This window comes from Nitrospina gracilis 3/211 (assembly GCF_000341545.2).
In the GTDB taxonomy this organism is placed as follows: domain Bacteria; phylum Nitrospinota; class Nitrospinia; order Nitrospinales; family Nitrospinaceae; genus Nitrospina; species Nitrospina gracilis.
Genome location: NZ_HG422173.1, coordinates 983,897 through 1,007,656 on the forward strand (window position 1 = coordinate 983,897; position 23,760 = coordinate 1,007,656).

Below are 23,760 nucleotides of genomic sequence, written 5' to 3' on the forward strand. Positions count from 1 at the left end.
TGTTATGATTATGATAATGATTTTCAAAATCATAGCTGAAGGACTTCAGGCATCCATTTAGCTGCATTTTGAAACCTCAGTTCAACGCGTTACCGGGTCCGTGTGAGGAGGGACCGGGGGCTGTGATTCCCGACTGGGGTTGGGAGTTAAGGAAAGGTTGATGGTTCCTCGGCCATTCCCAGCTCCTGGTCCTTGACCCGGCTTGAATGCAAACCTCCCTTGGTTTGTTGCAGTAGATTCAAACGCATTGGTTCTTGCGCGGCCCGGCGGGCCGTCTTCCCCCGCCGGTCGCGTCTGGAAAGAGGGGGTCGTTTCCACTTTCTCAAAACAGGCTTACCCCTCCCGTGGGAACGGCGCCCTCTTCTTCCAGCTTCTTCCGATTCCAAATCACCCCACCCCCGGCAATCAAAACGTTAACCGGAAAATTTCGAAAAAAGGGTCGGCGTCCGGCGCTATTCAGGTTTTGAGAAAGGCGGGAACTTTTTCCGCCCACTTGCCTTTGAACAGCTTGCCCGCATGTTCGATGTAGGCGCGGCTCATTTCCTTCAGCCGCGCGGTATCTTCTGCCAGTTCTTCTACTTTCACCCACAGGTTCCAGTGGTGTGCGATGGACCACGCGGGATCGTTCAGGCGGCAGTCGGGCAAGCGAAAATGAAAGGTGGGACGGGGTTTGGTCAATTCATCGGTGACCAGTTGTTGCATCAGGTCTTCGTTGATGTGAGAGAGCAGGGGAAACAAATCCAGCTCGCGATTGCGCGTGTCGTTGAATTTCACGTAATCGCGTATGAATGCTTCGTCATCGGGCTGGTATTCCGGGTCAAGGATTTTCAGTATGTAGGGTTCCTGGAACGCGCGGATGTAGGGCGACAGTTTGCGCGCGAGGTCGATGCCCATCTGCTCGTGCAGCCATTCGGCGAGAAGCAGGTAAGCGCGAAGCACGTTCAGGATCCACGTGCAATCCTGAACGGCCACTTCCGGGTTCAGGTGCATGCCGAACGCGTAGAAAACGCCCTCGTCGGTTCCTTTCACCTTGAGCTTGCGCAGTTCCGCGACCAACTCGTCGAGTTCCCCAATACGGTCGAGGGGGATGGGGGGCGTCACCAGTTCGTACGGGACGACGTGTTTCATGACATCGCCCACCGCCTCAAGGATGTCATCGAACAATTCCTGCGGCAGCAGTTCGTCGATGAGGGGGACCTCCTCCTTGTTCGGCCGCTCCCAGTGGACGTACTGGGTGTCGAGCTCGATGGTGAACGTGCCCAGGGTCGTGTCGCGGATTTTGAACAGGTGGGGGTCGATGCGGTCGATGGTTCCCGGGTAAATGCGTTGTACGAGTTCGGCCAACTGGCGGCCGTCTTCCGCGGCGAATTCCAGCTCGATTCCTACCGTACGCATCTTGCCTTTTGCATTCCGCGGTTTCGGGGGCATGCGGTACTCGTTTTTCATGGCTGCCTCCGTTCAGGGTCTTCGCCTTTCACGAAACGGATAGAAGCGAAAGGAAAGGAAGGTTTCTAAAAACACCGGTGCCATTATTATAATACGGGAACCAGAGGCTGTAAAAAGTCAGGGTCTGGTTTTTCCTGCCAGTTTGGGCCGAAGCCGCGCCGGATGTTCCCGGATTAACATGGCCGGCCCCGGAGTGAGTTCTGATTTGCGGGCTGGAAAAATGGGTTTACGTCTATATAATGTACTTTTTCCCAGATAGAACTGGTTCTTCGGAAAACGATTCATGGCACATAAACATCCTGCGTCCGCCGTTACGGTATGCATGCTGGTTTTTTTCTTCTGGCCGGGTGCGAAAAACCGCCTGCACAGCCGCTGATTTTACCGGCGGGAGCCGAGCCTTCGTCGTTCATGTTCAACGAGCGCGGCACCGACTATTTTCACAAGGGCAACTACAGCGAGGCGGTGATTGCGTTTCTACAGGCAAAGGCGGCCGACCCGCACGCGGGCGAAATCCATTTCAACATCGCGCTCTGCCGCCACATGATGGGACAGAAAAACAAGGTGCGGGATTCGCTGAAGCTCGCAAAAAAGTATGCGCGTGAAAATCCGGAAATTTTGCAATCGCCGTTTTACCTGCAATACATGCAAGGGGAGGGGTGAAGTGCGGCTCCGTGCCCCCCATCAGTTTTTCAAAAGTTCACCCAGTCCCTGAACCCGCGTGCCGTAGACGATGGGCCCTTCCTCCACGAATTTCCATTCCGGGTTGAGTGCCGTGTCCCGCAATCCCTCCAACAGGGCATCGAACGCTCCGCGGTCGCGGTCGGCGTATTCAAAGTAGGTAACAAAGTCCGACTCGTCGTTGATGAAACGCGACTGGTACAGCTTGCGGAAAATTTTTTGTATGTAGCGGAAGCCGATTGCGTTGTGACCCAGATGCTCTTTACCGTAGAGGTCCGGATGCTGAAAGAAAAACGATTCGCGTTTTTCCTGGGTCATTCCCCACCATTCTTTCGTTTTGGAAAGTGGAAACACCACGGCATTGGGTTGTTCGAAACCGGAGCCGCGTTGCGGCGCGTTCTGTTGCAACCGTTCCAGCGTCTCGGCGTCGGTGTAGCGCAACTCCGATGTGACGCCGTAGATGATTTTCAAATCCAGCCGGTGTCCGGCGGCTTCGCGAAGCGCCTGGTAAAAGCGTTCGATCTTCTCCCGGTCCATGGATTCAACACGGATCACGCCCAGCGGTGCGGGCGTGATCGGCTTGCCGTACCGTGTGTAGCGACTGGTTTTGATGTAGAGAATGTTTTCCGGCCCTGATTGCGCAGGAAGAAAATCGTTGGCGAATGGACTGGCCGCCTGTCCGGTGAGCCCGGTGAGATCCCGTTTCCATTCTTCCGTCAATTCCGCCCCGCTTTCGGGAAACAGGTAAATGAATCCACCCCACTGACCTTGCGCCGCCTGCGCGGCAGATGGTGCAAGCAGAACAATCAGCAGAGTGAAGACAACCCGCATTTTGTGACAACGAAAAGACATATGGCCTCCGGAAAAGAAAAATACGAAAAATTAAATGGAAGGACGGGGTCCGAACAGGATCAGGGCCGCCCCGGCCAGGCACACCAGGGCGCCCAGGACATCCCACCGGTCCGGGCGCTGGCCTTCGATGAACCACAGCCACAACAACGAAGCGGCGATGTACACCCCGCCGTATGCGGCGTAGGCACGCCCGGCGAAGGCACTTTCGATGCGCGTGAGCAGGAGGGCGAAGGCGATCAGTGACAGCAGGCCGGGAATCGTCCAAAGCGCACTGCGGTCGAGACGCAACCACGCCCAGAAAGCGAAACAGCCACCGATCTCCGCCACCGCCGCCGTGATGTAATACCCTAACGCGTGCATGATGTCTCACCGCCTTCTTTGCAGTACCACCTTCAAGGGGTCAACGTGTTGTTAAAGGGACCGGTTTCCATGATACCAATACACGGGTTTGGGCCCAAACCGGGTTTTCATTTAGAATGAGAAATGGCTTCATTCCAGAATGAATTCCATCCCACCCCCGAAACCCCACAGCTGACCGTGCGTGCGGTTCTCACAGGCATGACCCTGGGGGCTTTGCTGGTTCCCTGCAATGTGTACAGCGGATTGAAGATCGGCTGGTCGTTCAACATGTCCATCACCGCCGTCCTGCTGAGCCTCGCCTTCTGGAGGTTCGGTGAAAAGGTGACGGGCTCCCGACCATGGGGTATTTACGAAAACAACATCAACCAGACCGCCGCTTCGGCGGGGGCGTCGATCGTGTCCGCCGGGCTGGTCGCGCCCATTCCGGCACTGGCGCTGTTGACCGGCGAGCGGCTAGCGTGGAGCGTGCTTGCAGTGTGGACGTTCGCCATCAGTGCGCTCGGTCTGGTCATGGCGGTCGGACTGAGGCGGCAGATGCTGCTGGCGGAAAAACTTCCCTTCCCCGCCGGGGTGGCGACGGCGGAGGTTTTGCGCGACATTTATTCGCACGGAAAAGAAGCGACCGTGCGCCTTCAAATGCTGACGGCGAGCGCGGTTGTGGCCGCGGTGGTGAAAGTGCTGGAGACCACCACCTCCCTGGTCGGCCGCGTCGGGTTGCCCGCGCCGTTCGGCTGGTCCGCCTCGGGCGCCCTCAAGACGGCAGGTTACCAGCAGGTCACATTGAAGAACCTCGGTTTTGTGTTCGATCCATCCCTGCTGATGGTCGGGTTCGGGGCGATCGTCGGGTTGCGCGTTGGGTTGTCCCTGCTTCTGGGGGCGGTGCTGGCCTGGGGGGTGCTGGGGCCGTGGGCGCTTTCCCGGGGGTGGGCCATCCCCGGTGCGAATGAGGCCGATGCCTTCTGGTTCGCCGACATGGTACCGTGGTTGCTGTGGCCGGGGGTGACGCTCATGGTGACCGCATCGCTGACCTCCTTTGCCATCGCTTCCGTTCGGGCCCTGCAAAATCGGAAGGAGAAACAGGTGGCGGAGGAAATCGGCGACATGGCCCCGGGGCGAGACCTGGCGTGGTTTCCGGGTGGGGCTGGTGCTTGCGATGGGACTGGTTGTGGTTGTGCAGGTGGCGCTGTTCGACATCACTCCGTGGATGGCGGCAGTGGCAGTGGTGCTAACATTTTTTCTGGCGATCGTATCCGCTCGGGTGAGTGGTGAAACCGGCATCCCTCCCATTGGCGCGCTGGGCAAAGTGACACAGTTGACCTTCGGCGTGCTGTCTCCCGCAAATGCCACCACCAACCTGATGTCGGCGAATGTCACCGGCGGCGCGGCGGGTCAGTGTTCCGATCTTCTTCACGACCTGAAAACCGGTTTGTTGATTCACGCCTCGCCACGACTGCAGAGCGTCGCGCAGGTGTTCGGCATCCTGACCGGATCGCTGGCAGGCACGGCCGCCTACCTGTTTCTCATCCCCGATCCGCAGGCCATGTTGCTCACCGCCGAATGGCCCGCTCCCGCGGTGGCCACATGGAAAGCGGTGGCGGAAGTGTTTCAGCAGGGGCTGGGAGCACTTCCTGCGGGATCGGTCCCGGCTATGGCGGTGGCCGGAGGGGCCGGTTTGATACTGGCTTTTGGCGAACGATTTCTTCCAGCGGACTTCCGCCGATGGTTGCCGAGCGCGGCCAGCCTGGGGCTGGCTTTTATCATTCCCCCGTGGATTTCCCTTTCCATGTTTATAGGGGGACTGCTTTCGTGGGGACTCGCCCGCCGGGTTCCCGAATGGCACCGTCGGTTTCTGGTGGTGCTGGCGGCCGGCCTCGTTGCGGGGGAAAGCCTGGCCGGGGTGGCGCACGCCCTCATTCAATTGATATCCACCTGAAAATAAGTATCGGATTCAAACAAATTATTAATAAGCTTTACTTGAAAATGATTATCATTATCTGTTATCCTATAAGTACAATTTTACTAATATATTGAAAACTCAAACCGTTAAGAAGGTTGCTCGTATGCTCCTGCTCCCCAACTCCAGATACTCAAGCAGAAACAGTCGGATCGTTATTTATGAACCCTTAAAGAGAAATTGCATGACATTTCCTTCCGGATTTGCGCAAATTCCGCAGATGGTCGCCATCATGGAAAACCTGGTGGAAGGGGTGATATTGACCGATGCAAAGGGGTTTATCCTGTGGACCAATTTTACGGTTCAGCAATTGCTGGATTTTTCCTCCTCGGAGCTTTCGGGTCGCAACATCCGGTCCCTGTTCGCCACCCCCACGATGGATTTCTGGGACATGCAGTTCAGTTATGAAGACGAGGACCCGGAATTTCCCTCCTTGCAAACAGGCACTTGCGAGATTCGCGGAATCGGACGCACCGGTTCGCTGGTCCCCCTCAGCTTGAAAATGGCACAACTGGAACAGGGAACGGAGCCGGGTCTGATGTTTGTGGTCCAGGACCTGTCTGAGAAGAAAAAAGCGGAGGAGACCATCAAGCACCTTGCCTATTACGATTCCCTCACCGGCCTGCCGAACCGCGAATTGTTCTGCGACCGGCTGATCCAGGCGCTGGCGCATTCGCAGCGGCACCGAGAACTGCTGGCCCTGATGCTGGTGGATCTGGATGGGTTTCGATCCGTCAATGACACGTACGGTGAGGAGATGAGCAATCGTGTCCTGACTCAGGTGTCACACCGTATCAGCAACACATTGCCTGAAGACAATTCCCTTGCACGCCTGAACGGGGATCGTTTCGGCCTGATTGTGCCGCAGATCCAGAAAGCCGATGCCATGCACATCGGGCAACAACTGCTTGCAGCTTTTACCAAGCCGTTTCCGTGTATGGATAAGGAAATCATGGTCACCGGTTCAATCGGGATTGCGCTGTACCCGCACGACGGAGTCACGGCTCCCAGTCTCATAAAAAATGCGGAGATCGCCATGTCACAGGCCAAGCGTTCGGGCAAGAACACCTATTTCTTTTTCGATCCCCGCATGGAGGAAAAGGCCAGTTCGCGCATGGAACTGGCGGGGTCCATTCGCCGCGGGCTCAAGCAGAACGAATTCGAAGTGTTTTACCAGCCGCAAATCGATTTTCAGAACGGCCGTCTGACCAGCACGGAGGCGTTGATCCGCTGGCGGCACCCGCAACTGGGTTGGGTTCCGCCCTCGACGTTCATTCCGCTGGCGGAGGAGACGGGACTGATCCTCGACATCGGCGAATGGGTGTTATCACAGGCCTGCTCCCAGAACAAGAAATGGCAGACGATGGGACTGGGCAATCCGCGCATCGCGGTGAACCTTTCGGCCTGTCAGTTCCAGCAGGAGGGCCTGGCCCAGAATATTTCGTTATTGCTCCATAACCTGGAAATGAAATCGAACACGTTGGAGGTGGAACTTACGGAAAGCACGTTTCTCGAAAACCCGGACAAGGGAATGAAAATCATCGACGAGTTCCGCAACATGGGAGTGACGGTATCGATCGACGACTTTGGTACCGGGTACTCGTCCCTCAGCTACATCAAAACAATCACGCCGGGCGTGCTGAAAATCGACCAGTCGTTTATCAATGAAGTCATCAATCCGACCAACAGGGCGATTGTGCAGGCCATCGTCACCATGGCAAAATCGCTGAACATCGAAACCATCGCGGAAGGCGTCGAGACGCAGGAACAATTCGACATCCTGCGCGACATGGGTTGCGACAAATACCAGGGTTATTATTACTCCCCGCCCGTTCCCGCCGATGGCATGACGCAGATCATGATGCAGGATATGAAAAACTGAATCCGCCCTTCATAGGATTTTCTTTAACCGGTCAACAAGGCCGGAACCGTTCTTACCCTTCCGCTTGAGGACCCCGTTCAACAGCGCAGCTCCGATCAGTCCCGAAACAAGCGATCCTGTCAGAATCCCCAACCGAACATCGCTCCTGTCATCCAGCCCTCCCAATGCGAACGCCAGCGACCCGATAAACAGGCTCATGGTGAATCCGATTCCACAAAGAAATGATACGCCCAGTATCTGCGGCCAGGTTACTTTTCCCGGAAGGGAAATCAAGCCCATCCGGGTTGCCACCCAGCTGAAGCTGACGATGCCCAGCGGCTTGCCGACAATCAGACCCGCAAGGATTCCCAGTGTGACCGGCCGGAGCAGGCTGTCGGGTCCGAGTCCCTGAAGAGGCAGTCCCGAATTGACAAACGCGAACAGCAGCAGGATGAAATAATTCACACCGGGTTCCAGCGTCCGCTCCAGGTAGAGACTGGGAGGGGTGCGGTTTTTCTGTTTGATGTTCTGGGGAATGGTGAACGCGATCATCACACCCGCCAGAGTGGCATGCACTCCGGACTTGAGCAGAAACAGCCAAAGCAGGGAGCCGACGATCATGTAAGGCCAAAGGCGAAGAATCCCCGCCCGGTTGAAGAGAACCAGGATTGAAAAAGTTGCGGCGGCCAACAGGATATTGGAGAGGGAAAGGTTTCCAGTATAAAACAGAGCGATGATGACGATCGCCCCCAGGTCGTCAAGAACCGCCAGCGACAAAAGAAACATTTTCAGATCGGAAGAAACCCGATTGCCAAAAAGGCTGAGGACGCCCAGCGCGAAGGCGATGTCGGTCGCCGCGGGGATGGCCCAGCCTTTCAGGGCGATGGGGTGGTCCCAGTTGACCCAGGCGTAAAGCATTCCCGGCACCGCCATGCCACCGGCCGCGGCAACGGCGGGAAACAGGAACTGCGATGGGGCTCCATGCCCTTCGCCCAAGGTTTCGCGTTTGATCTCCAACCCAATCAACAGAAAAAAAACCGCCATCAAACCATCGTTCACCCAGATGCGAAGGGGTTTTGAAACCACCAGATCGCCAACGCGGATTTCCACCAATGTTTCAATAAAGTTGTTGTAGGAAACGTGAAAAGGCGAATTTGCCAGACCAATGGCGAAGATGGCCGCCAGACACAACAGAACCCCTTCGTGCGCTTCCCATTCAATAAACTGTTTCCAATGCTTTTTAATGGACACGAATCCGTTTCCCTTAAGAGCGAATAGCTACTTTAAGATTATAGACGCCGAACGTCTTTTTTCGAAGGGGCGTCCAATGAATAATCGGAACCAGATTTTTTTTTACAGATAAAACCCCTCATGGAAGGGAAAGTTCAGCGATTTTGAATTTGATTCTTAAAACAAATCCTGTCATGGGTTTGACAAATTGAACATTCATTTTATTTTTAGTTCCAACAGGGAATGACGAATGGAAAGGAGGTTTTCCTCGTGCATTGCATACAAAAAAAATGTTTTTCCATCATGGGACTGCTGGTGGTCTCTCTTATGCTGGCGGGCGCAACGGAAGGCCGCTACCAGGAAGGCATCCAGTTTCTGAATTTCAACGATTACCCAAAAGCCCATGACATCCTGAAGCCGTTGGCGGAGGAAGGTCACATGCGGGCTCAGACACAGATTGCGCATCTATACCGCAATGGCCTGGGTGTCGAACAGGACCACACGCTTGCCCGCCACTGGTACCTGAAGGCTGCGCAGCAGGGCAGTGCGGAAGCTCGTTTTCATCTGGGCAAGATGTACTTTGAAGGCGACGGCGTACCTAAAGACTTTCGGCGCGCCTTCAAATGGTTCGAGCTTGCTGCCCGGAAGGGGAACGCCACAGCGCAGTATCGTCTGGGTGCGATGTACGAATTGTCGCAGGGCGTGATCCAGAATTACGCAAAAGCCGCGTACTGGTATCAGCAGGCAGCCAACCAGGGCATGCCGCAGGCCCAGTTCATGCTGGCCGACCTGTACTACAAAGGCCAGGGTGTGCCTCAGGATTTGGTCCTGGCCCACATGTGGGTGAACCTTGCCGTCAAAACATCGCGTCCGGCCGACAAGGACTACAACGATATGGTTCTCCTGCGCGATAAACTGGAGCGACTGATGAGCGCCAACCAGATCCGTACCGCGCAGAACAAAATGGACGCGTGGCAGTCGGTAAATTAAATTACGTACCCGCCACGCCCGTTTTTGAAATTCATTTAGGAGGTGTTTTTAATGATTCAGGGCATTGTGGACAAGACGACGTGTTGTGAATGCAACGCACCGATCACCAACTGGTCGGTCAGGTGTTCCAACTGTGGCGAGATGTTTCCAGCCGGCAACATCCATGTCATGATGGCCCGTGGTTTTGGAATCATTCTTGCCTTGGCTCTGGCCGTGGCTGTTACATTGGAGTTGCTGCAAAGAATTTGATCCAGGTCCGCGATTGTATCGTTGGCGCCTGTTATCTGTATATACAGAGCCGGTCCGGTGGACCGGCTCTTTTTTATTGTCCTGCAGCGGCGGCGGAACGTTAGACTGAGTCTCAGAATGGACCACTTATTAATTGAAGTGAGGGGAGCATGACAGGTATCTGGATTGGATTTGTTGTGATGGTTCTGTTCCTGCTGGCGCTGGATCTGGGAGTCATTCACCGCAAAAGCCGAGAAATGCCGGTCAAGGAAGCCTTGGCATGGGTGGCATTCTGGGTGGTGCTGGCCCTTGCATTCAACGTGTTCATCTATTTCATGTATGAATACCAGCTCTTTGGTGCAACGCCACTCATGGAAGGACACAGCGGGCGCAAGGCGGCGTTCAAGTTTTTTACCAGTTACCTCGTCGAAAAATCCCTCAGCGTCGACAACATATTTGTTTTTCTTCTCATATTCCAGTATTTCCAGGTTCCACTAAAATACCAGCACCGCGTGCTGTTCTGGGGCATTCTGCTTGCGGTGGTCCTGCGCGGCGTGATGATCGGACTGGGCGTCACCCTGCTCAACCGGTTTGACTGGATGTTTTACGTATTCGGCGGCCTTCTCATCATCACAGCCGCCCGCATGCCTTTGTCTGAAGGAGGGAGCATCGACCCGGACCGCAACCTGTTCGTGCGAGCCGTGAGGGCGATGATTCCCGTCACCATGCAATTTCAGAAGGAAAGATTTTTCGTTCGGCAGGACGGGCGGTGGGTGGCCACGCCCTTGTTTATCGCTCACATACTGGTGGAATCCTCCGATGTGGTTTTTGCGGTCCATTCAATACCCGCCATTCTGTCCATCACACAGGATACCTTTTTAGTGTACACGTCGAACATCTTTGCCATCCTCGGATTGCGGTCGATGTACTTTGCGGTGGAGGCAGCCGTGGTGCGGTTCCGTTATCTCAATATCTGCCTGATGTTCATTCTTGGTTTTATCGGCATCAAGATGATCCTCACCCACCACATTCATATTCCAGTTGAAGTGTCTCTGGCGGTAATTGTCGGCATTTTAAGTCTGGGTGCGCTGGCTTCTTATGCAGATACGCGGGGAGGGGAAACACGGATGTTCATACCGATCTCGGAGGGTGTGCGGACCGTGGCGCGGTTGACGCAACAAGGAGGCCGTCGACTCGTCGTTTTTGTTGTGGGTGTTACTGTTCTGCTGTTCGGTGTGGTGCTTATCTTCACGCCGGGCCCGGCGCTGGTAGTGATTCCCGCGGGCCTGGCCATCCTCGCAATGGAGTTTGCCTGGGCGCGCTGGCTGCTGAAAAAAATCAAAAAACGCTTCAAAGATCTTCCGGTTAACCTCCCGCCCGGCCTGAAGGAAAAGTTTAAAAACAATCCGCGCGAACCATAAAAAAAACCGGTCCCTGGAAAGGACCGGTTTTCGTACTTTTTGTTCCGCCGTAGTGTGAATGGTTGAAAGAAACGGTCAGCCTTTCCCGTGGTATTTGAAAGAAAGGGCTACTTTCGCCCGGTAAGCCGTCACCTTGCCATTCTCGATTTTCATGTCGAGTTTCTCGATCTCCGCCACCCGAAGATCTTCCAGGCTGTGACTTGCGGTGTCCACCGCTTTTTTGGCGGCGTCCTCCCAGGAATTTTCACTCGTTCCAATCAGTTCGATGATTTTGTAAACGCTGTTCGGCATCATTGACCTCCCAGGTTAGGGCCAATAAACCGGCTTCATTCCGTTTCCCATTCCAGAATGCTGCCGTCTTCGGCAATCTTGACTTCGTTTTCCTTGCCGTCTTTAACGAATTCCACTTCGTAAAACATGTTCCCATTCTCGATTTCCTTGACCAGCTCTTTAACTTCCGTACGGTCGGTCAGTCGGGTGACGGTGGCCCGAACCGGGTCAGGAAGGTCTTCCAGTTTGACACCTTGCTCCCATTCCTTGACCGTACCTTTCTCCGTTACCTTGAGCTCCGCAATCTCTCCGCCGGTTCTGTAATGGGTAATGTAAAGATGCTGACCTTCCTTGTGTTTTACCTTGATGGATTCTATGACATTTCCGGAAGTGTGGGTTTGGATGACGCTTCGGGCCGGTTCGGGAACTTCTTCCAGGGTGACGGTTTTCTTTCCATGCAACAGGCCGCATCCGGAGAATCCAATCAGCAGGGAAGAAAATACAAGGGCCGCAGTCAGTTTCCAGTTTTTCATGAAAGCCTCCTTTTCCGGAAATTAGTTCATGTCTTTTCTTATTAAGATTCCTTTCTATTAAAATCGATTCTTTTGTTTGAAAATTCCACAAAATCTTGATGCAGGATTAAAGAAATTTTCGACTCTTCCCGGGAGCAGGTCGTAAGGCCCGTTCAGGCTCCCAATAAAAAATTTTCAATGCGAAGGCGACGGCGCATTACATTTTGTGTGAGCTTTGCCGGTATCTTGGAACAACCTTTATTTTCGGGCCTTTACGAAAAGTGGTGGCCTGAAATGCCGGAAAGCGCTCCGGTATTTTTGATCCGGCACCGGTTGACGGGTTTTCCAGTGGGGACTTAAGTTGTTTGTATGACGCAATTGTCTTTTTCCTGGTAATAGTTGAAAAAGCGGGTTGTTTCAACGAAAGGGATCGGTGTTATGGATAGCGACCAACTTGTCAACAAACCTCTGGTGAGGTCCTGGGGCTGGTGGGGCCTGATCTGGCTCACGATATTCCCCTTCATCGGGGTTTTTGTTTCGATCAAATTCCACAACCCGGAATTTCTGGGCGAGACAGCCTGGTTCACTTTCGGCCGCATGCGGCCCGTCCACGTGAACGGAGTGATCTTTGGGGCGTTTTCAACCCTGTTCATCGCGCTCATGTATTACGCCGTGCCCCGCCTTTGCGGGCGCCGTATTTACAGAGAGGAGTGGGGGCACTGGCTGTTGTGGTTATGGAACGCGTTTCTCATACTCGGTACCGGATCGTTTCTGCTCGGCCACAACATGGGGTTCGAAGCCGGAGAGTTCACCTGGCCGTTCAACCTGCTTCGCTTCTTTGTGCTTGGTATGGTGACGGTGCAGGTGCTGGGCACGGTGTTTCAACGCCGGGAGCCGCGGTTTTATGTTTCGCTCTGGTACATCACCGCCGCCTTCGTGTGGACCGTGTTCAATCTCGTGCTCGGCAATGTCGTGCTGCCGTACGGACCCTTCACCGGTGTGGACAGCGCCGCCATGCACGGTCTGTATATCCATTACATTGTGGGTTTGTGGCTGACGCCCGCGGGGCTCGCCATCATCTATTACTTCCTGCCGCTTGCCGCCAAGCAGTCGCTGTTCAGCCATAAGCTGTCGCTGTTGGGATTCTGGTCTCTGGCGCTGTTTTATCCCTTTGTTGGCACGCATCATTACCTGTTCAGCCCCATCCCTTATTGGACGCAGACCATTTCCATCGTCACCAGCATGCTGTTGATCATTCCGGTGTGGACGGTGATCGTGAATTTTTTCGGAACCGTACGCGGAAGGTGGGGGCAGGTGCTGGGCGGCACGGACGCCGATGCCTACGCCGGCAAGTTTCTCATCCTGGGTGCGGTGTATTACCTGTTCGGCTGCTTCCAGGGATCGGTCGAAGCACTCCGCCGCATGCAGGAACTGACACACTTCAACGATTTCGTCATCGCACATTCGCACCTCACCGTGTTCGGTTCGATGGTGGTGTGGGTGGTTGGCGGCATGTATTACGTCTGGCCGCGACTCACCGGAAAACAGCTGTGGAGCGCGAAGCTGGCGAGCTGGCATTTGTGGCTCACCATAGGCGGGTTCAGCGTGATGGCGGTCGGCCTCACGGCGCAGGGCTTCGTGCAGGGTTCCATGCTGGAGCACGGCGCGAACTTCGTCGATACCGTCAACGAAATGAAACCCTGGTGGGTGGCGCGCACGCTGGGCGGTCTCGCCATGGACATCGCCATTCTGTTCATGTTGATCAACTTTTATAAAAGCGCACAGACGGGTGTCGCCGTGGAATCCATGGCCGCCATCGAGCAGACTGGTGAAAAAGTGCCGATGGCCCCGCTCCAGAAAGGCGGCAACTGGCTGGAGACGCCGTCCGGCGTCGTGGTCGGTGCGGGCATCTTCCTGTTCGGCCTCGCCGTCGGCACTCAGGGAATCGCGCCGTACGTGACCAGCAAACAACAGCGCGCGCAGGTGACCGATGTGGTGGCCGATACGAAGATCAACGTGCCGTCCTACACGCCTCTGGAAGAACGCGGAAGGGAGGTGTACATCCGCGAAGGATGCTGGTACTGCCATTCGCAATACGTGCGCCCGGTGACGGGAGAGAATTTCCGCTGGGGTCCGGTATCCCAGAACGGAGAGTACGTTCACGACCTGCCGCACCTGTTCAGTACGCGGCGCATCGGTCCCGATCTCGCGCGCGTCGGCCGGCGTTACAGTGACGGCTGGCACGCGGCGCATCACTGGGATCCGCAGGCGGTGAAGAAGGATTCCATCATGCCCCGCTTCCCGTGGTTATTTGAGAAGGCGGAAGATGAAGGCGAAGCGCCGAAACTGAATGAAGACGGTAAGGCGCTGGTCGCCTACATCCAGCGGCTGGGGACGGCCATCGGCGACTGGCGGGAGAACTTCGTCTCCACCAACCTGTCCGTCGGTGCGAGCGTGAACCCCGGCAGTCACATTCAAAAAGACCTTCTGCCTTTGGGTAAAAAGATTTATGACCATCGCTGTTCCGGCTGCCATGGGGACGAAGGCGATGGAAACGGCCCCTCGGCAAAATTCCTCGATCCCAAACCGCGCGATTTCACGCAGGGAATTTTCAAGTTCCACTCCACACCCGGTCAGGATGCCCTGCCCACGGACGGCGACCTGTTCAAAACCATCACGCACGGGTTGTGGGGAACGAGCATGCCGCCCTGGCACAACCTGACACAGAACGAACGGCTGGCGGTCATCCAGTACATCAAAACCTTTTCCGACCGCTGGGAGAAGGAAGAGGTCAAGGACCCCATCGCTGTCCCGAGGGAAACACCGGTCACGCTGGCGTCCATAGATAACGGTGGCCAGTTATATGTCAAGAACTGCCAGTCCTGCCACGGCGCCGAGGGACTGGGCAACGGACCGCTCGCCGGGGTGCTGAATGACGCGTGGGGATTTCCCATCCAGCCCGCCAATTTCACTCTGCCCGCCGGGGAGGAAGGCGGTGTGAAGCTGGGACACGACAGCCGTCACCTGTTCCGCACCATCATGAACGGGGTCGGTGGCGATCCCATGCCCGCGTTTCAGGGGGCACTCAATGCCAAGCAGGTGTGGGACATCGTGCATTTCGTTCAGTCCCTGCGCGTTCAATCCTATGAAGACCGGTTGCTGGCGGTCGGGGTGGACCCCGAGGCGCTGGAGGACGCTCGCCGGAACATCTGGGCGATGTTGTCCAACGCCGCAAATCAGGGCCGGCTGCAGGAGAAGGTGGTGGAATTGACCGACACCAATGACACAAAGCTGGGCGGTTGATTTCTTCCGGGTCACGGGGGCGGACCGAAATTTATTTTCAGTTTGTAGAGACAGTGGGAGACGTTGATGATGGAAAATAAAACCGTACAAACCAGCCGGCAGACCACCGAAAGCACACACGGTTCCGATTCGGAGTACACCTACCAGACCGCAGGCATCCGTGAGCGGCACGGATATGTCCCCGTTTGGCTGATCCTGGTGTGTGTCGGCCTGCTTGTCTGGAGCGGGTACTATTTATGGACCTACTGGACCCCGCCCTTGGGGTGATGCCCGAATTCCCCGGCCGGGGACCGGGTGCGTGCCCAGTTCGGTTTCACTTGCCATATTGGGCAACCAATTTAAGCCCGGCAAATGGCCTCCAAATGGGTGAAAGCCTGTGTTATAATAAGGAACAAAACAGAGGTTAGATGGTTTGACACAGGCAGAAGGTGGTGTGTCCCCGGAGTCCCGGTAAAAATGGAATGCCTTTTAAATCAAAGGCTTGAGAGCCGGCCATCCAAGACGATGGCTTTTTTTGCGCCTCGCTCCCCCTCCCAGCCCCTTTCTGCCGCACCCATAAGGATATCGGTCCATGCATGAAGTGAAGGTATTTGACAGCTCAGGAAACCTGAAGAAAGTGATCTCAGTGAACTCCCTGCGGAAACGCTCGGCGCAGTTGATCGAAAAGCCGTCCATGTTCCGCAAAAACAACAAACCCGCCAAAGCGCAGAAAGCTCCGGCCAAAGCGGTCCGGACAAAAACGACGAAAACCCGCAAAAAAGCCTGAATCCGCCGGTGGGGTCCGGCACCGTCCAAACGTTTTCATGACGGTGCCGTGTTTTCCCGCGGAGGTCATTTCTGCAATGCCGCGGTTTTGGTTTTGATCTCCTCGATCAGGTCCTTTTCATCCTCGGAATAATCAATCGGCACCTCCACCAGATGGAGGCCCGGCGTATCCAGGCATTCCTTCAACACCTTCGACAACTCTTCCGCCCGCTTCACCCGGTGTCCGGTGGCGCCGTGCGCTTCAGCGAATTGGCAGAAGTCGGGGTTGGTGTAATCCATGCCGAACGCGGGAAAGCCGAGTCCGGTCTGCTTCCATTTGATCATGCCGTACGCGTTGTCGCACAATACGACGACCACCAGGTCCAGCTTCAGCCGCACGGCGGTTTCCAGTTCCTGTGCGTTCATCATGAAGCCGCCGTCACCGCAAATGGCCATCACCTTGCGATCCGGAAACACCATGCGCGCCGCCATGGCCGAAGGCAGTCCCGCGCCCATGCTGGCCAGCGCGTTATCGAGCAGCAGGGTGTTGAGTCCGTATGCCTTGTAGTTGCGCGCGAACCAGATTTTGTACAAGCCGTTGTCGAGCGCCAGGATGCCGTCATCCGGCATGATGTGGCGAATCTCCCCGACCAGGTATTCCGGTCCGACGGGAAACCGCTGTTGAGCGGCTTTTTCCTCGATGTGCTGTTCCAGCTCCTGCTTCACCTTTTCAAAAAAACTGAAATCCCAGTGCGCGGCGGGGCTCACCTGTTCGCGCAGACGCTCGATGCTGTCGGCGATGTCGCCCACCACGTCGAGTTGCGGAAAATACACCTCGTCCACGTTGGATGAAAAGAAATTGACGTGGATGACCTGGGTGGCGCCGCTGGCGTGCATGAAAAACGGCGGTTTTTCGATAACGTCGTGGCCGACATTGAGGATGAGGTCGGCCTGCTCGATGGCGCAATGCAAATAGTCTTTATGTGAAAGCGCGGCGGTGCCGAGAAATTTCGGGTGCCTCTCGTCCACCACGCCCTTGCCCATCTGCGTGTTGAAAAAATAGATGCCCGTGTGGTCGACGAATTGCTTGAGCGCCTGGCTGGTTCGGTACCGGTTGGCGCCCGCGCCGATGAGCACCAAAGGCCGTTTCGCCTGCATGAGCATTCCGGCGGCCTGCTCGATGGCGAGTTCATCCGCATGAGGCCGGCGCACGGCCTGGACCGGATACGGCTGGGAGGCGCACTCCTCTTCGGCGATGTCTTCCGGCAGTTCGATGTGCACCGCGCCCGGGCGTTCCTCCTGCGCCAGCCGCACCGACTCGCGCACGATGACGGGAATGCTGTTGCCATGCACCACCTGCCTTGTTGACTTGGTCAGCGGTCGCATCATGGCGATGGCGTCGACGATCTGGAACCTTCCCTGCTTGCTTTTCTTGATCGGTTTCTGGCCGGAGATCATGAGCATGGGCATCGCGCCCAGTTGGGCGTACGCCCCGGCGGTCACCAAATTGGTCACACCGGGTCCGAGCGTCGACAGGCAAACACCCACCCGGCCGGTCAGCCGGCCATAGGTGGCGGCCATGAATCCCGCCGCCTGCTCATGGCGGGTGAGGATGAACTGGATATTGGAATGACGCAGGGATTCCATCAAGTTCAGCGTTTCTTCGCCGGGCACACCGAAGATGGCTTCAACGCCTTCCTGTTCGAGAGAACGTACAAACAGATCGGATGCTTTCATGAACGGCCTCCTTGGGGTGGCCTCCGTTTGTCGGCCGGTTCGGGAGCATGATACCCTTCCGGACCGAAAGCGCGGAGGCGTCTTTCTATTTGGATGAAGGCAGGCCGTAATTAGGTTTGTACAAATTGAGTGTTTGCCGGCGGCAGAGACGGAATTGCGGGGGCCAGGAAAAAGGAGTCAGCCGGTAACGAGGTTTTGTGGATCGCTTGCGGATTGGGAATGGGAGCTGTCCTTGCGCGGAGCCGCTTTTCGGGGTTCGGAGCTTTGGGATTTGGAGGAAGTCGTTTCGTCCTGTTCCAGTTTCTGTTCGAGCGTGAATTTCAATGTATCCAGTCCCGCTTTCCGTGCCACATTCAAGGCCTTGGTAAAATAGCTCTTCGCTTCCCTGTGATTGCCCTGTGCTTCGCAAATCATACCGAGGTTGTTCCAGGTCTGGGCAAGAAGGGGATGGTCCTCGGCGCAGATCACACGGAAACCGCCCAACGCTTTTTGGATATACGTCAACGCCTGGTCGAGATCGCCCTTGCGGTACCACACCATGCCCAGGCTCTTGCAGGTCAACGCGACCGAAGGATGGAATTCGCTGTAATGTCGCAGGCTGATATTCAAAGCCTCCTGGTGGTATTCGATGGCGCGGTCGTAATCGCCCTGATCCACGCAGGCGGCGGCCATCTGGTTCCAGGTGTTGGTCAAGTGGACGTGGGTTTCTCCCAAGTTCCGTATCTGGCTGTCCCTGGTCTTTGCGAACTGGGTCAGCGCTTGTTCCGGGTTGCCTCTTTCCATCCAAAGTTGGCCCAGGCGGAACCACGTGGCGGCAACAACCGGATGGTTTTCGCCCAATTGAGTCAGATTCGATTCAAGAAATTGCTCGAGAAATTGAATGGCTTCCTCATACCGGCCCTGCTTATGAGCCGCTTTGCCTTTTTCAAGCAGTTGGTTTGAAAACATCTCCTTTCCCCTTCTAATGATTCCTGATGGCCGTGTTCCCGGACGGCGTTTTTTTCCCATTGATTGAGACCGGTGTCATCCGCCTGCTTGCGTAAAAAAAGGCGCTGCGCCCCAAAAACAGGCTCAATGAGGGATAAAATTAGTGTAAGGCCTTCAAATTCATAAAAAAGTTTAAATTGCACCGGGCCCCGGCTACCGGGCAGAAAGGTTTGGATTTCCATATTTTAGACATAGAAATTTTTTATGGGAACGGTTCAAGACTTCGACACGAAACATTTGTGGTGGGGTCGAAGCCCGGGGTCAAGGCAGGGTGGATTGCGGCCCCGTGTGTGATCTGTATAATGAATTCCCGACCCAAATTGTATTTTCAATGCCAACCACACTCTCGAACACAATGAAATCAAACAACGGCAACCAAGGTTTGAATGGAGGACTCCTGTTTTTTCGTGAATTTTTAAAACACCCTATGCAGATCGGGTCAATCGTTCCCAGTTCCCGTTTCCTGGAACAACGTATTCTGGAGCGGGGCCGGGTTGCCATGGCAGGGACTGTTGTGGAGTTGGGGGCGGGTACCGGCGGGACCACCCGGGCCATCCTGCGTGCCATGCCCCGGGAAGCCACCCTGCTCAGCATCGAAGTCAACGACCGCTTTCACCGCGCCCTCAACCAGATCCAGGACGACCGGCTCATCGCCCACCGGGGACGGGCGGAGGAACTGGAAAACATCCTGCAAACGTACGGGCTGGATACGCCGGATGTGGTGGTGTCGGGTATTCCGTTCAGTACCATGAGCCCGGAACATGGCAGCCGGGTTCTGGCCGCCGTTGCGGCCAATCTGGCTCCCAAAGGCCGGTTTGTGGCTTACCAGGTGAGCCGGCGCGTAGCCAGGCTGTCGCGACCCCATTTCGGACGGGCCCGGGCGGCGGTGGAGTGGCGCAACCTGCCTCCCATGCGGGTGTTTCAATGGGAAAAGAAGCTGGATAAGGAATCCGTTTGAGCTCTTTTTTCGATATCTTTTGCCAAAAAAGCGTGTTACCGTAGTAGGGACAATGTGGGTTGACGCAAGTCAACGGGTTGCAGGATTCCCGGAATCCTGCGCTCGGGGTGAGGTAGAGTTTAAGACAGGAAGTTTTCTACGCGGCCATCCCTCGGGATGGTTTTTTTGTAACCGCAGGCTGTCCATGAAGCACCCTTGAATGAACAACCCCAATAAAAATCGGGGCGCCACGCGCCGAACCTCACCGGCAAGGCGTGCGCACCAACAGGAGAAGCAAGAGTATGTCTAAAGGCACCGTAAAGTGGTTTAATGAAAGCAAAGGTTATGGTTTCATCGAGTCCGAAGATGGCAAAGATTATTTTGTTCATTTTTCGGAGATTCAAGGGGACGGCTTCAAGACGCTGACCGATGGTCAGGCGGTGGATTTCGAAGCGGGTCAGGGCGCGAAAGGCCCGCAGGCCACCAAGGTTCAGCCGAGGTAACATAACGAACCACTTTCGAACCGGCGGGGCCTTTCGCCCCGCCGGTTTTTTTTTGCCCTCACAGCTCGACGCGGGTCAGCGTGTTTTTGTCGATATGGTGAAACAATTCGCTCTGGCCCTTGATCTGGATCTGCGTGTCCTCCTCGTAGCTCCAGTTGTCGTTATCGTGCACCACCACCTTCAATTCGTAGCGCACGGTTTTGAACTCCTCGTCCAAAAATTGGTTGGAGCAGATGCCGTAAGTGGGTGATCCGATTTCCGCCATCATCTCGAAGGACCTGGAATCCGGCATCGCCGTGCCACCGGCGAGCACGCTCATGCCGCGCGGAATGGTGAAGCAGCGGAGCACCTGTTTGGCCCTCCCGTCCCACATCCAGTAACCACGTTCTTCATGAAATGGGCTGTCCTCTTCGAGCCGCCACGCCGTGGTGGCGTAGCGCAGGCCAAACAGGATTTGTTCGTGGTTGGTGACGGGTGCCAGCGGTTCGAAGGTGATGCGTTCGCGGAACAGGTTTTTTTCCACGCCGCGGTCGTCGGAAGGTGCGGTGTCGTCTCCCTTCGTGCCTTCCCAGATTCCCGCCAGCGGCGCCAGCGGACCCAGGTGCTCTAAAATCGGATCGGTCATTGGCCATCTCCTCTCGCAAATCGAATGACAGTTCGGGTTTTGTTTCCGGATGACTGGTTTGCGTTAAATTTACAATCAATTGACCGCTGGTGACAGTTAAAATTTCTTCCTGGTTTCAGCGCAGAGAATCCGGAAGGGGTTCAGGTTAAATCGAGTTCACCCAACCGATTTCTGGAATCAAGGGGACGGTGTTATGAAAATTTTGGAATTGAATCCCGTCGGGAAATGCAGTTATCTGTAAGCATCTCCTGTTAGCCAGGCAGTGTGAGAGACCTTTTGTGGCAGCCGGATGGAAACAGACGCCGGTTGCAGGCCGACTCCCGGTGAACACGCAAAACCCAAGCCGGGCAGATAAAAAATTTGATTGGGAGGCATTCGTGGACACACCTGCCAAGCCCGCTCATGCGCTGGATGTTGACCGTGCGTTTCAACGGTTCCGTTCTTCTCCAAAGGGCATTGTCCCAGAAGATGCCGCGGCCCGACTGCAGGAATACGGGCGCAATGTCCTGCCCGCCAAACCGCCTCCGACCGTCCTAGAAATTTTCCTCCGGCAGTTTCTCAACCCCCTGATTTATGTCCTCCTCGTGGCTGCAATGATCTCCATTTTACTTGGAGTTTACACGGACGCCCTTTTCATTGGAGCCGTGCTTTTGATCAACGCCATCATCGGCACCGTACAGGAATACGGCGCGGAAAAAAGTGCGCTGGCTTTAAAAAAAATGAGCGCGTCCAAAGCACTGGTTGAGCGGGACAACGAAGTGTTTGAAGTGGACGCGGAGAACCTGGTGCCGGGGGATGTGGTGCTGCTCGAATCGGGCAGGAAGGTTCCCGCCGACCTGCGCCTGATCCACACCTATTCGTTTGAAATCGACGAATCCCTGTTGACGGGGGAGTCGCTGCCTATCGGCAAAGACCATGATGTGGTGCTTGCCGCCAACACGCCGCTCGCCGACCGGAAGAACATGGCCTTCACGGGATCGATGGTCACCCGCGGGCGTGGCCGGGGGCTGGTGGTGGCTACGGGTTACAAGACCGAACTGGGCAAGATCGCGGGTTCCCTGGCAACGGGGGTGTCTGCCAGGCCGCCACTTTTGATCCGGATGGAAGCGTTCACAAAAAACATCGCGGTGGCCCTGCTGCTGATCACCCTGATGATGGCCACGTACCTGCTTTTGAAGGGGCAGGGCTGGTTTGATGTTCTGATGTTCAGCGTGGCTCTTGCGGTGTCCGCCATTCCGGAAGGATTGCCTGTCGCGCTGACCGTGGCGCTTGCCATTGCCAGCCGGCGCATGGCGAAACGCAACGTCATCGTCCGCAAACTCCCGGCTGTGGAATCGCTGGGATCGTGCAACTTTGTCGCAACCGACAAGACCGGAACGCTGACGGTCAATCAAATGACCGTCAAACTGATCGTCCTGCCCGGCCTGTCGCCTTTCCCGGTTGAGGGAAGCGGGCTGGTGCCGGAAGGGGCGGTTGGGTCGGCGGAGGGCCTGGAGCCGGCCCTGCAGTCAAAACTCCTCGCGCCCCTGGTTTCGGCGGGGGCCCTTTGCAATGACGCGGAACTGCTTCACAAAAATGGGGCATGGGGAGGCTATGGTGATGCCGTCGATCTGGCGCTTCTGGTCCTTGCCTACAAATCCGGAATCAATCCAAACAGCCTTCAGGACCAGTACGAGCTGGTCCGGGAGATTCCTTTCGAACCCGAAAACCAGTACGCCGCCACCTTGCACAAGAGTCCGGAGGAGGGATTGATCTCCGTCAAAGGGGCTTATGAAAAAATCCTGCCGATGTGCGCCACCATGATTACCCTGGAGGGGGAATGCCCGGTCGATGTCCCGGCTGTGGTCGAGCAGGCCGAACACCTGGCGGAGGCCGGTTACCGGGTGCTGGCTCTGGCGGGAAAGTCCGGCCCGGACACGGATGCGCCTTTAATCGACCAGATGCAGGGACTCACTTTTTTAGGCCTTGTGGGGATGATCGACCCGTTGCGGCCGGAAGCGGCGGATGCGGTTGCGGCCTGCCGGAAGGCGGGAATCGATGTGGCCATGGTCACCGGAGACCATCCCAAGACGGCGCTGGCCATCGCCCGCGAACTGGGGTTGGCCGGCACCATGGAAGACGTCGTTTCCGGTGTGAAGTTGAAAGAAGCCCGCAACCCGGAAGAAAAAACGGCGTTGATCCAGAAGGCCCGCGTGTTCGCCCGTGTCGAGCCCCAGCAGAAACTCGAGATCGTGCGTCACCTGCTGGACCTGGGACGGTTCGTCGCCGTCACGGGGGATGGTGCGAACGACGCTCCGGCCCTCAAGGCGGCAAACGTGGGCATCGCCATGGGCAAAAGCGGTACCGACGTGGCAAAGGAAACCTCGGACTTGATCCTCACCGACGATCGTTTCGCGTCCATCGTCGCCGGAATCGAGGAAGGGCGCATCGCTTACGCCAACGTCCGAAAAGTCGTGTACCTTCTGGTCGCCACCGGTGCGGCGGAAATCCTGATGTTCTCCCTCAGCCTGGTGTTCAACACGCCCCTGCCCCTCACGCCGGTGCAGATCCTCTGGCTCAACCTGGTGACCAACGGAATCCAGGACGTCGGGCTGGCGTTCGAACCGGGGGAAGGGGATGAGTTGTCCCGGGCGCCCCGAAAACCGGACGAGCCCGTTTTTGACCGGTTGATGCTGGAACGCGTCGGCCTTTCCGCCGCGGTGATGGGTGCCTTCGCGTTCCTGCATTTTTATTACATGCACCGGGCCGGGGTCGATATCGAATCGAACCGCAATCTGACGTTGCTTCTCATGGTACTTTTTGAAAACATCATGGTGGCCAACTGCAAATCGGAAACCCGCTCCGCGTTTTCCATCAACCCGATGAACAACCCGATTCTGCTGTTCGGCACGCTGGGCGCGCAGGGCATCCATATCCTGACCATGTACACGCCGGGCATTCAGGAAGTGCTGGGGGTGAAGCCGGTGTTTTTGAATCAATGGATTTTTCTTTTGGCCATCGCGATGTCGATCCTGGTGGTCATGGAAATTTATAAAGGCATCCGGACGCGCATCCACGGGATCCGATGCAATACGCATCGTTTTCAGGGATCATGAGCGCGCGGACCCCGGGATGATAAAAAT

At 56.1% G+C, this 23,760-nt stretch carries 20 protein-coding genes and 1 pseudogene; 12 read left to right on the forward strand and 9 right to left on the reverse strand.

Annotation, left to right across the window (positions count from 1 at the left end; genetic code table 11):
• Positions 1–456: 456 nt before the first annotated feature.
• Complete coding sequence (locus TX82_RS04620) at positions 457–1,446, reverse strand: amidoligase family protein (protein ID WP_005007581.1); 990 nt, start codon at positions 1,444–1,446, stop codon at positions 457–459.
• 318 nt (positions 1,447–1,764) lie between these two features.
• On the opposite strand from TX82_RS04620, the gene TX82_RS04625 reads away from it, so the two are divergent.
• Entirely contained in the window at positions 1,765–2,106 is a 342-nt protein-coding gene (locus tag TX82_RS04625; protein WP_005007583.1) for a tetratricopeptide repeat protein, read from the forward strand.
• Between the two features lie 21 nt (positions 2,107–2,127).
• Here the strand turns inward: TX82_RS04625 and TX82_RS04630 are convergent, their stop codons facing one another.
• On the reverse strand, positions 2,128–2,976 hold the full coding sequence (locus TX82_RS04630; RefSeq protein WP_005007586.1) for a chlorite dismutase family protein: 849 nt from the start codon (positions 2,974–2,976) through the stop codon (positions 2,128–2,130).
• A gap of 30 nt (positions 2,977–3,006) precedes the next feature.
• The gene (locus TX82_RS04635; protein WP_005007588.1) at positions 3,007–3,336 is read right to left on the reverse strand and encodes a YnfA family protein; all 330 of its coding nucleotides are present in this window, start codon (positions 3,334–3,336) and stop codon (positions 3,007–3,009) included.
• 198 nt (positions 3,337–3,534) lie between these two features.
• Here TX82_RS04635 and TX82_RS17145 point away from each other — a divergent pair.
• Together TX82_RS17145 and TX82_RS04645 are read left to right on the forward strand one after the other, a co-directional pair.
• Positions 3,535–5,269 (forward strand): annotated as a pseudogene (locus TX82_RS17145) (OPT family oligopeptide transporter).
• A gap of 205 nt (positions 5,270–5,474) precedes the next feature.
• Entirely contained in the window at positions 5,475–7,172 is a 1,698-nt protein-coding gene (locus TX82_RS04645; protein WP_052338191.1) for a sensor domain-containing protein, read from the forward strand.
• A 9-nt stretch (positions 7,173–7,181) separates the two neighbouring features.
• Here the strand turns inward: TX82_RS04645 and nhaA are convergent, their stop codons facing one another.
• Entirely contained in the window at positions 7,182–8,402 is a 1,221-nt protein-coding gene (nhaA, locus tag TX82_RS04650; protein WP_005007594.1) for a Na+/H+ antiporter NhaA, read from the reverse strand.
• A 249-nt stretch (positions 8,403–8,651) separates the two neighbouring features.
• Between nhaA and TX82_RS04655 the strand changes: the two genes are divergently transcribed.
• The 3 genes from TX82_RS04655 to TX82_RS04665 all read left to right on the forward strand — a co-directional run bounded on the left by TX82_RS04655 (position 8,652) and on the right by TX82_RS04665 (position 11,020).
• Positions 8,652–9,371: a tetratricopeptide repeat protein gene (locus tag TX82_RS04655; RefSeq protein WP_187291910.1), complete on the forward strand. Its 720-nt coding sequence runs from the start codon at positions 8,652–8,654 to the stop codon at positions 9,369–9,371.
• A 51-nt stretch (positions 9,372–9,422) separates the two neighbouring features.
• Positions 9,423–9,620, forward strand: a complete 198-nt coding sequence (locus tag TX82_RS04660) for a hypothetical protein (RefSeq protein ID WP_005007600.1) — start codon at positions 9,423–9,425, stop codon at positions 9,618–9,620.
• A 149-nt stretch (positions 9,621–9,769) separates the two neighbouring features.
• Positions 9,770–11,020, forward strand: coding sequence for a TerC/Alx family metal homeostasis membrane protein (locus tag TX82_RS04665; protein WP_005007604.1), 1,251 nt, complete (start codon positions 9,770–9,772; stop codon positions 11,018–11,020).
• Positions 11,021–11,095: 75 nt separating this feature from the next.
• Here TX82_RS04665 and TX82_RS04670 read toward each other — a convergent pair whose 3' ends face one another.
• A complete protein-coding gene (locus TX82_RS04670; RefSeq protein ID WP_042251887.1) occupies positions 11,096–11,311 on the reverse strand; it encodes a dodecin family protein in 216 nt (71 codons plus the stop codon).
• 35 nt (positions 11,312–11,346) lie between these two features.
• The gene (locus TX82_RS04675; protein WP_005007606.1) at positions 11,347–11,823 is read right to left on the reverse strand and encodes a hypothetical protein; all 477 of its coding nucleotides are present in this window, start codon (positions 11,821–11,823) and stop codon (positions 11,347–11,349) included.
• A gap of 417 nt (positions 11,824–12,240) precedes the next feature.
• On the opposite strand from TX82_RS04675, the gene TX82_RS15655 reads away from it, so the two are divergent.
• From TX82_RS15655 to TX82_RS04690, 3 genes are all read left to right on the forward strand, one after another.
• A complete protein-coding gene (locus tag TX82_RS15655) occupies positions 12,241–15,105 on the forward strand; it encodes a cbb3-type cytochrome c oxidase subunit I (RefSeq protein ID WP_005007607.1) in 2,865 nt (954 codons plus the stop codon).
• Between the two features lie 66 nt (positions 15,106–15,171).
• A complete protein-coding gene (locus TX82_RS04685; RefSeq protein WP_005007608.1) occupies positions 15,172–15,372 on the forward strand; it encodes a hypothetical protein in 201 nt (66 codons plus the stop codon).
• 304 nt (positions 15,373–15,676) lie between these two features.
• Positions 15,677–15,871: a hypothetical protein gene (locus TX82_RS04690; protein WP_005007609.1), complete on the forward strand. Its 195-nt coding sequence runs from the start codon at positions 15,677–15,679 to the stop codon at positions 15,869–15,871.
• Positions 15,872–15,936: 65 nt separating this feature from the next.
• Here TX82_RS04690 and TX82_RS04695 read toward each other — a convergent pair whose 3' ends face one another.
• Positions 15,937–17,586 (reverse strand): acetolactate synthase large subunit, encoded by a 1,650-nt coding sequence (locus TX82_RS04695; protein WP_005007610.1) that lies wholly within the window; start codon positions 17,584–17,586, stop codon positions 15,937–15,939.
• Between the two features lie 177 nt (positions 17,587–17,763).
• Entirely contained in the window at positions 17,764–18,534 is a 771-nt protein-coding gene (locus TX82_RS04700) for a tetratricopeptide repeat protein (protein ID WP_005007611.1), read from the reverse strand.
• A gap of 538 nt (positions 18,535–19,072) precedes the next feature.
• Between TX82_RS04700 and TX82_RS04705 the strand changes: the two genes are divergently transcribed.
• Positions 19,073–19,531: a class I SAM-dependent methyltransferase gene (locus TX82_RS04705; RefSeq protein ID WP_222822969.1), complete on the forward strand. Its 459-nt coding sequence runs from the start codon at positions 19,073–19,075 to the stop codon at positions 19,529–19,531.
• Positions 19,532–19,812: 281 nt separating this feature from the next.
• Positions 19,813–20,013: a cold-shock protein gene (locus TX82_RS04710; RefSeq protein ID WP_005007614.1), complete on the forward strand. Its 201-nt coding sequence runs from the start codon at positions 19,813–19,815 to the stop codon at positions 20,011–20,013.
• Positions 20,014–20,071: 58 nt separating this feature from the next.
• On the opposite strand, the gene TX82_RS04715 is transcribed toward TX82_RS04710, so the two are convergent.
• Positions 20,072–20,638, reverse strand: a complete 567-nt coding sequence (locus TX82_RS04715; protein ID WP_005007615.1) for a heme-binding beta-barrel domain-containing protein — start codon at positions 20,636–20,638, stop codon at positions 20,072–20,074.
• 377 nt (positions 20,639–21,015) lie between these two features.
• Between TX82_RS04715 and TX82_RS04720 the strand changes: the two genes are divergently transcribed.
• Positions 21,016–23,733, forward strand: a complete 2,718-nt coding sequence (locus tag TX82_RS04720) for a cation-translocating P-type ATPase (protein WP_005007616.1) — start codon at positions 21,016–21,018, stop codon at positions 23,731–23,733.
• Positions 23,734–23,760: the final 27 nt, after the last annotated feature.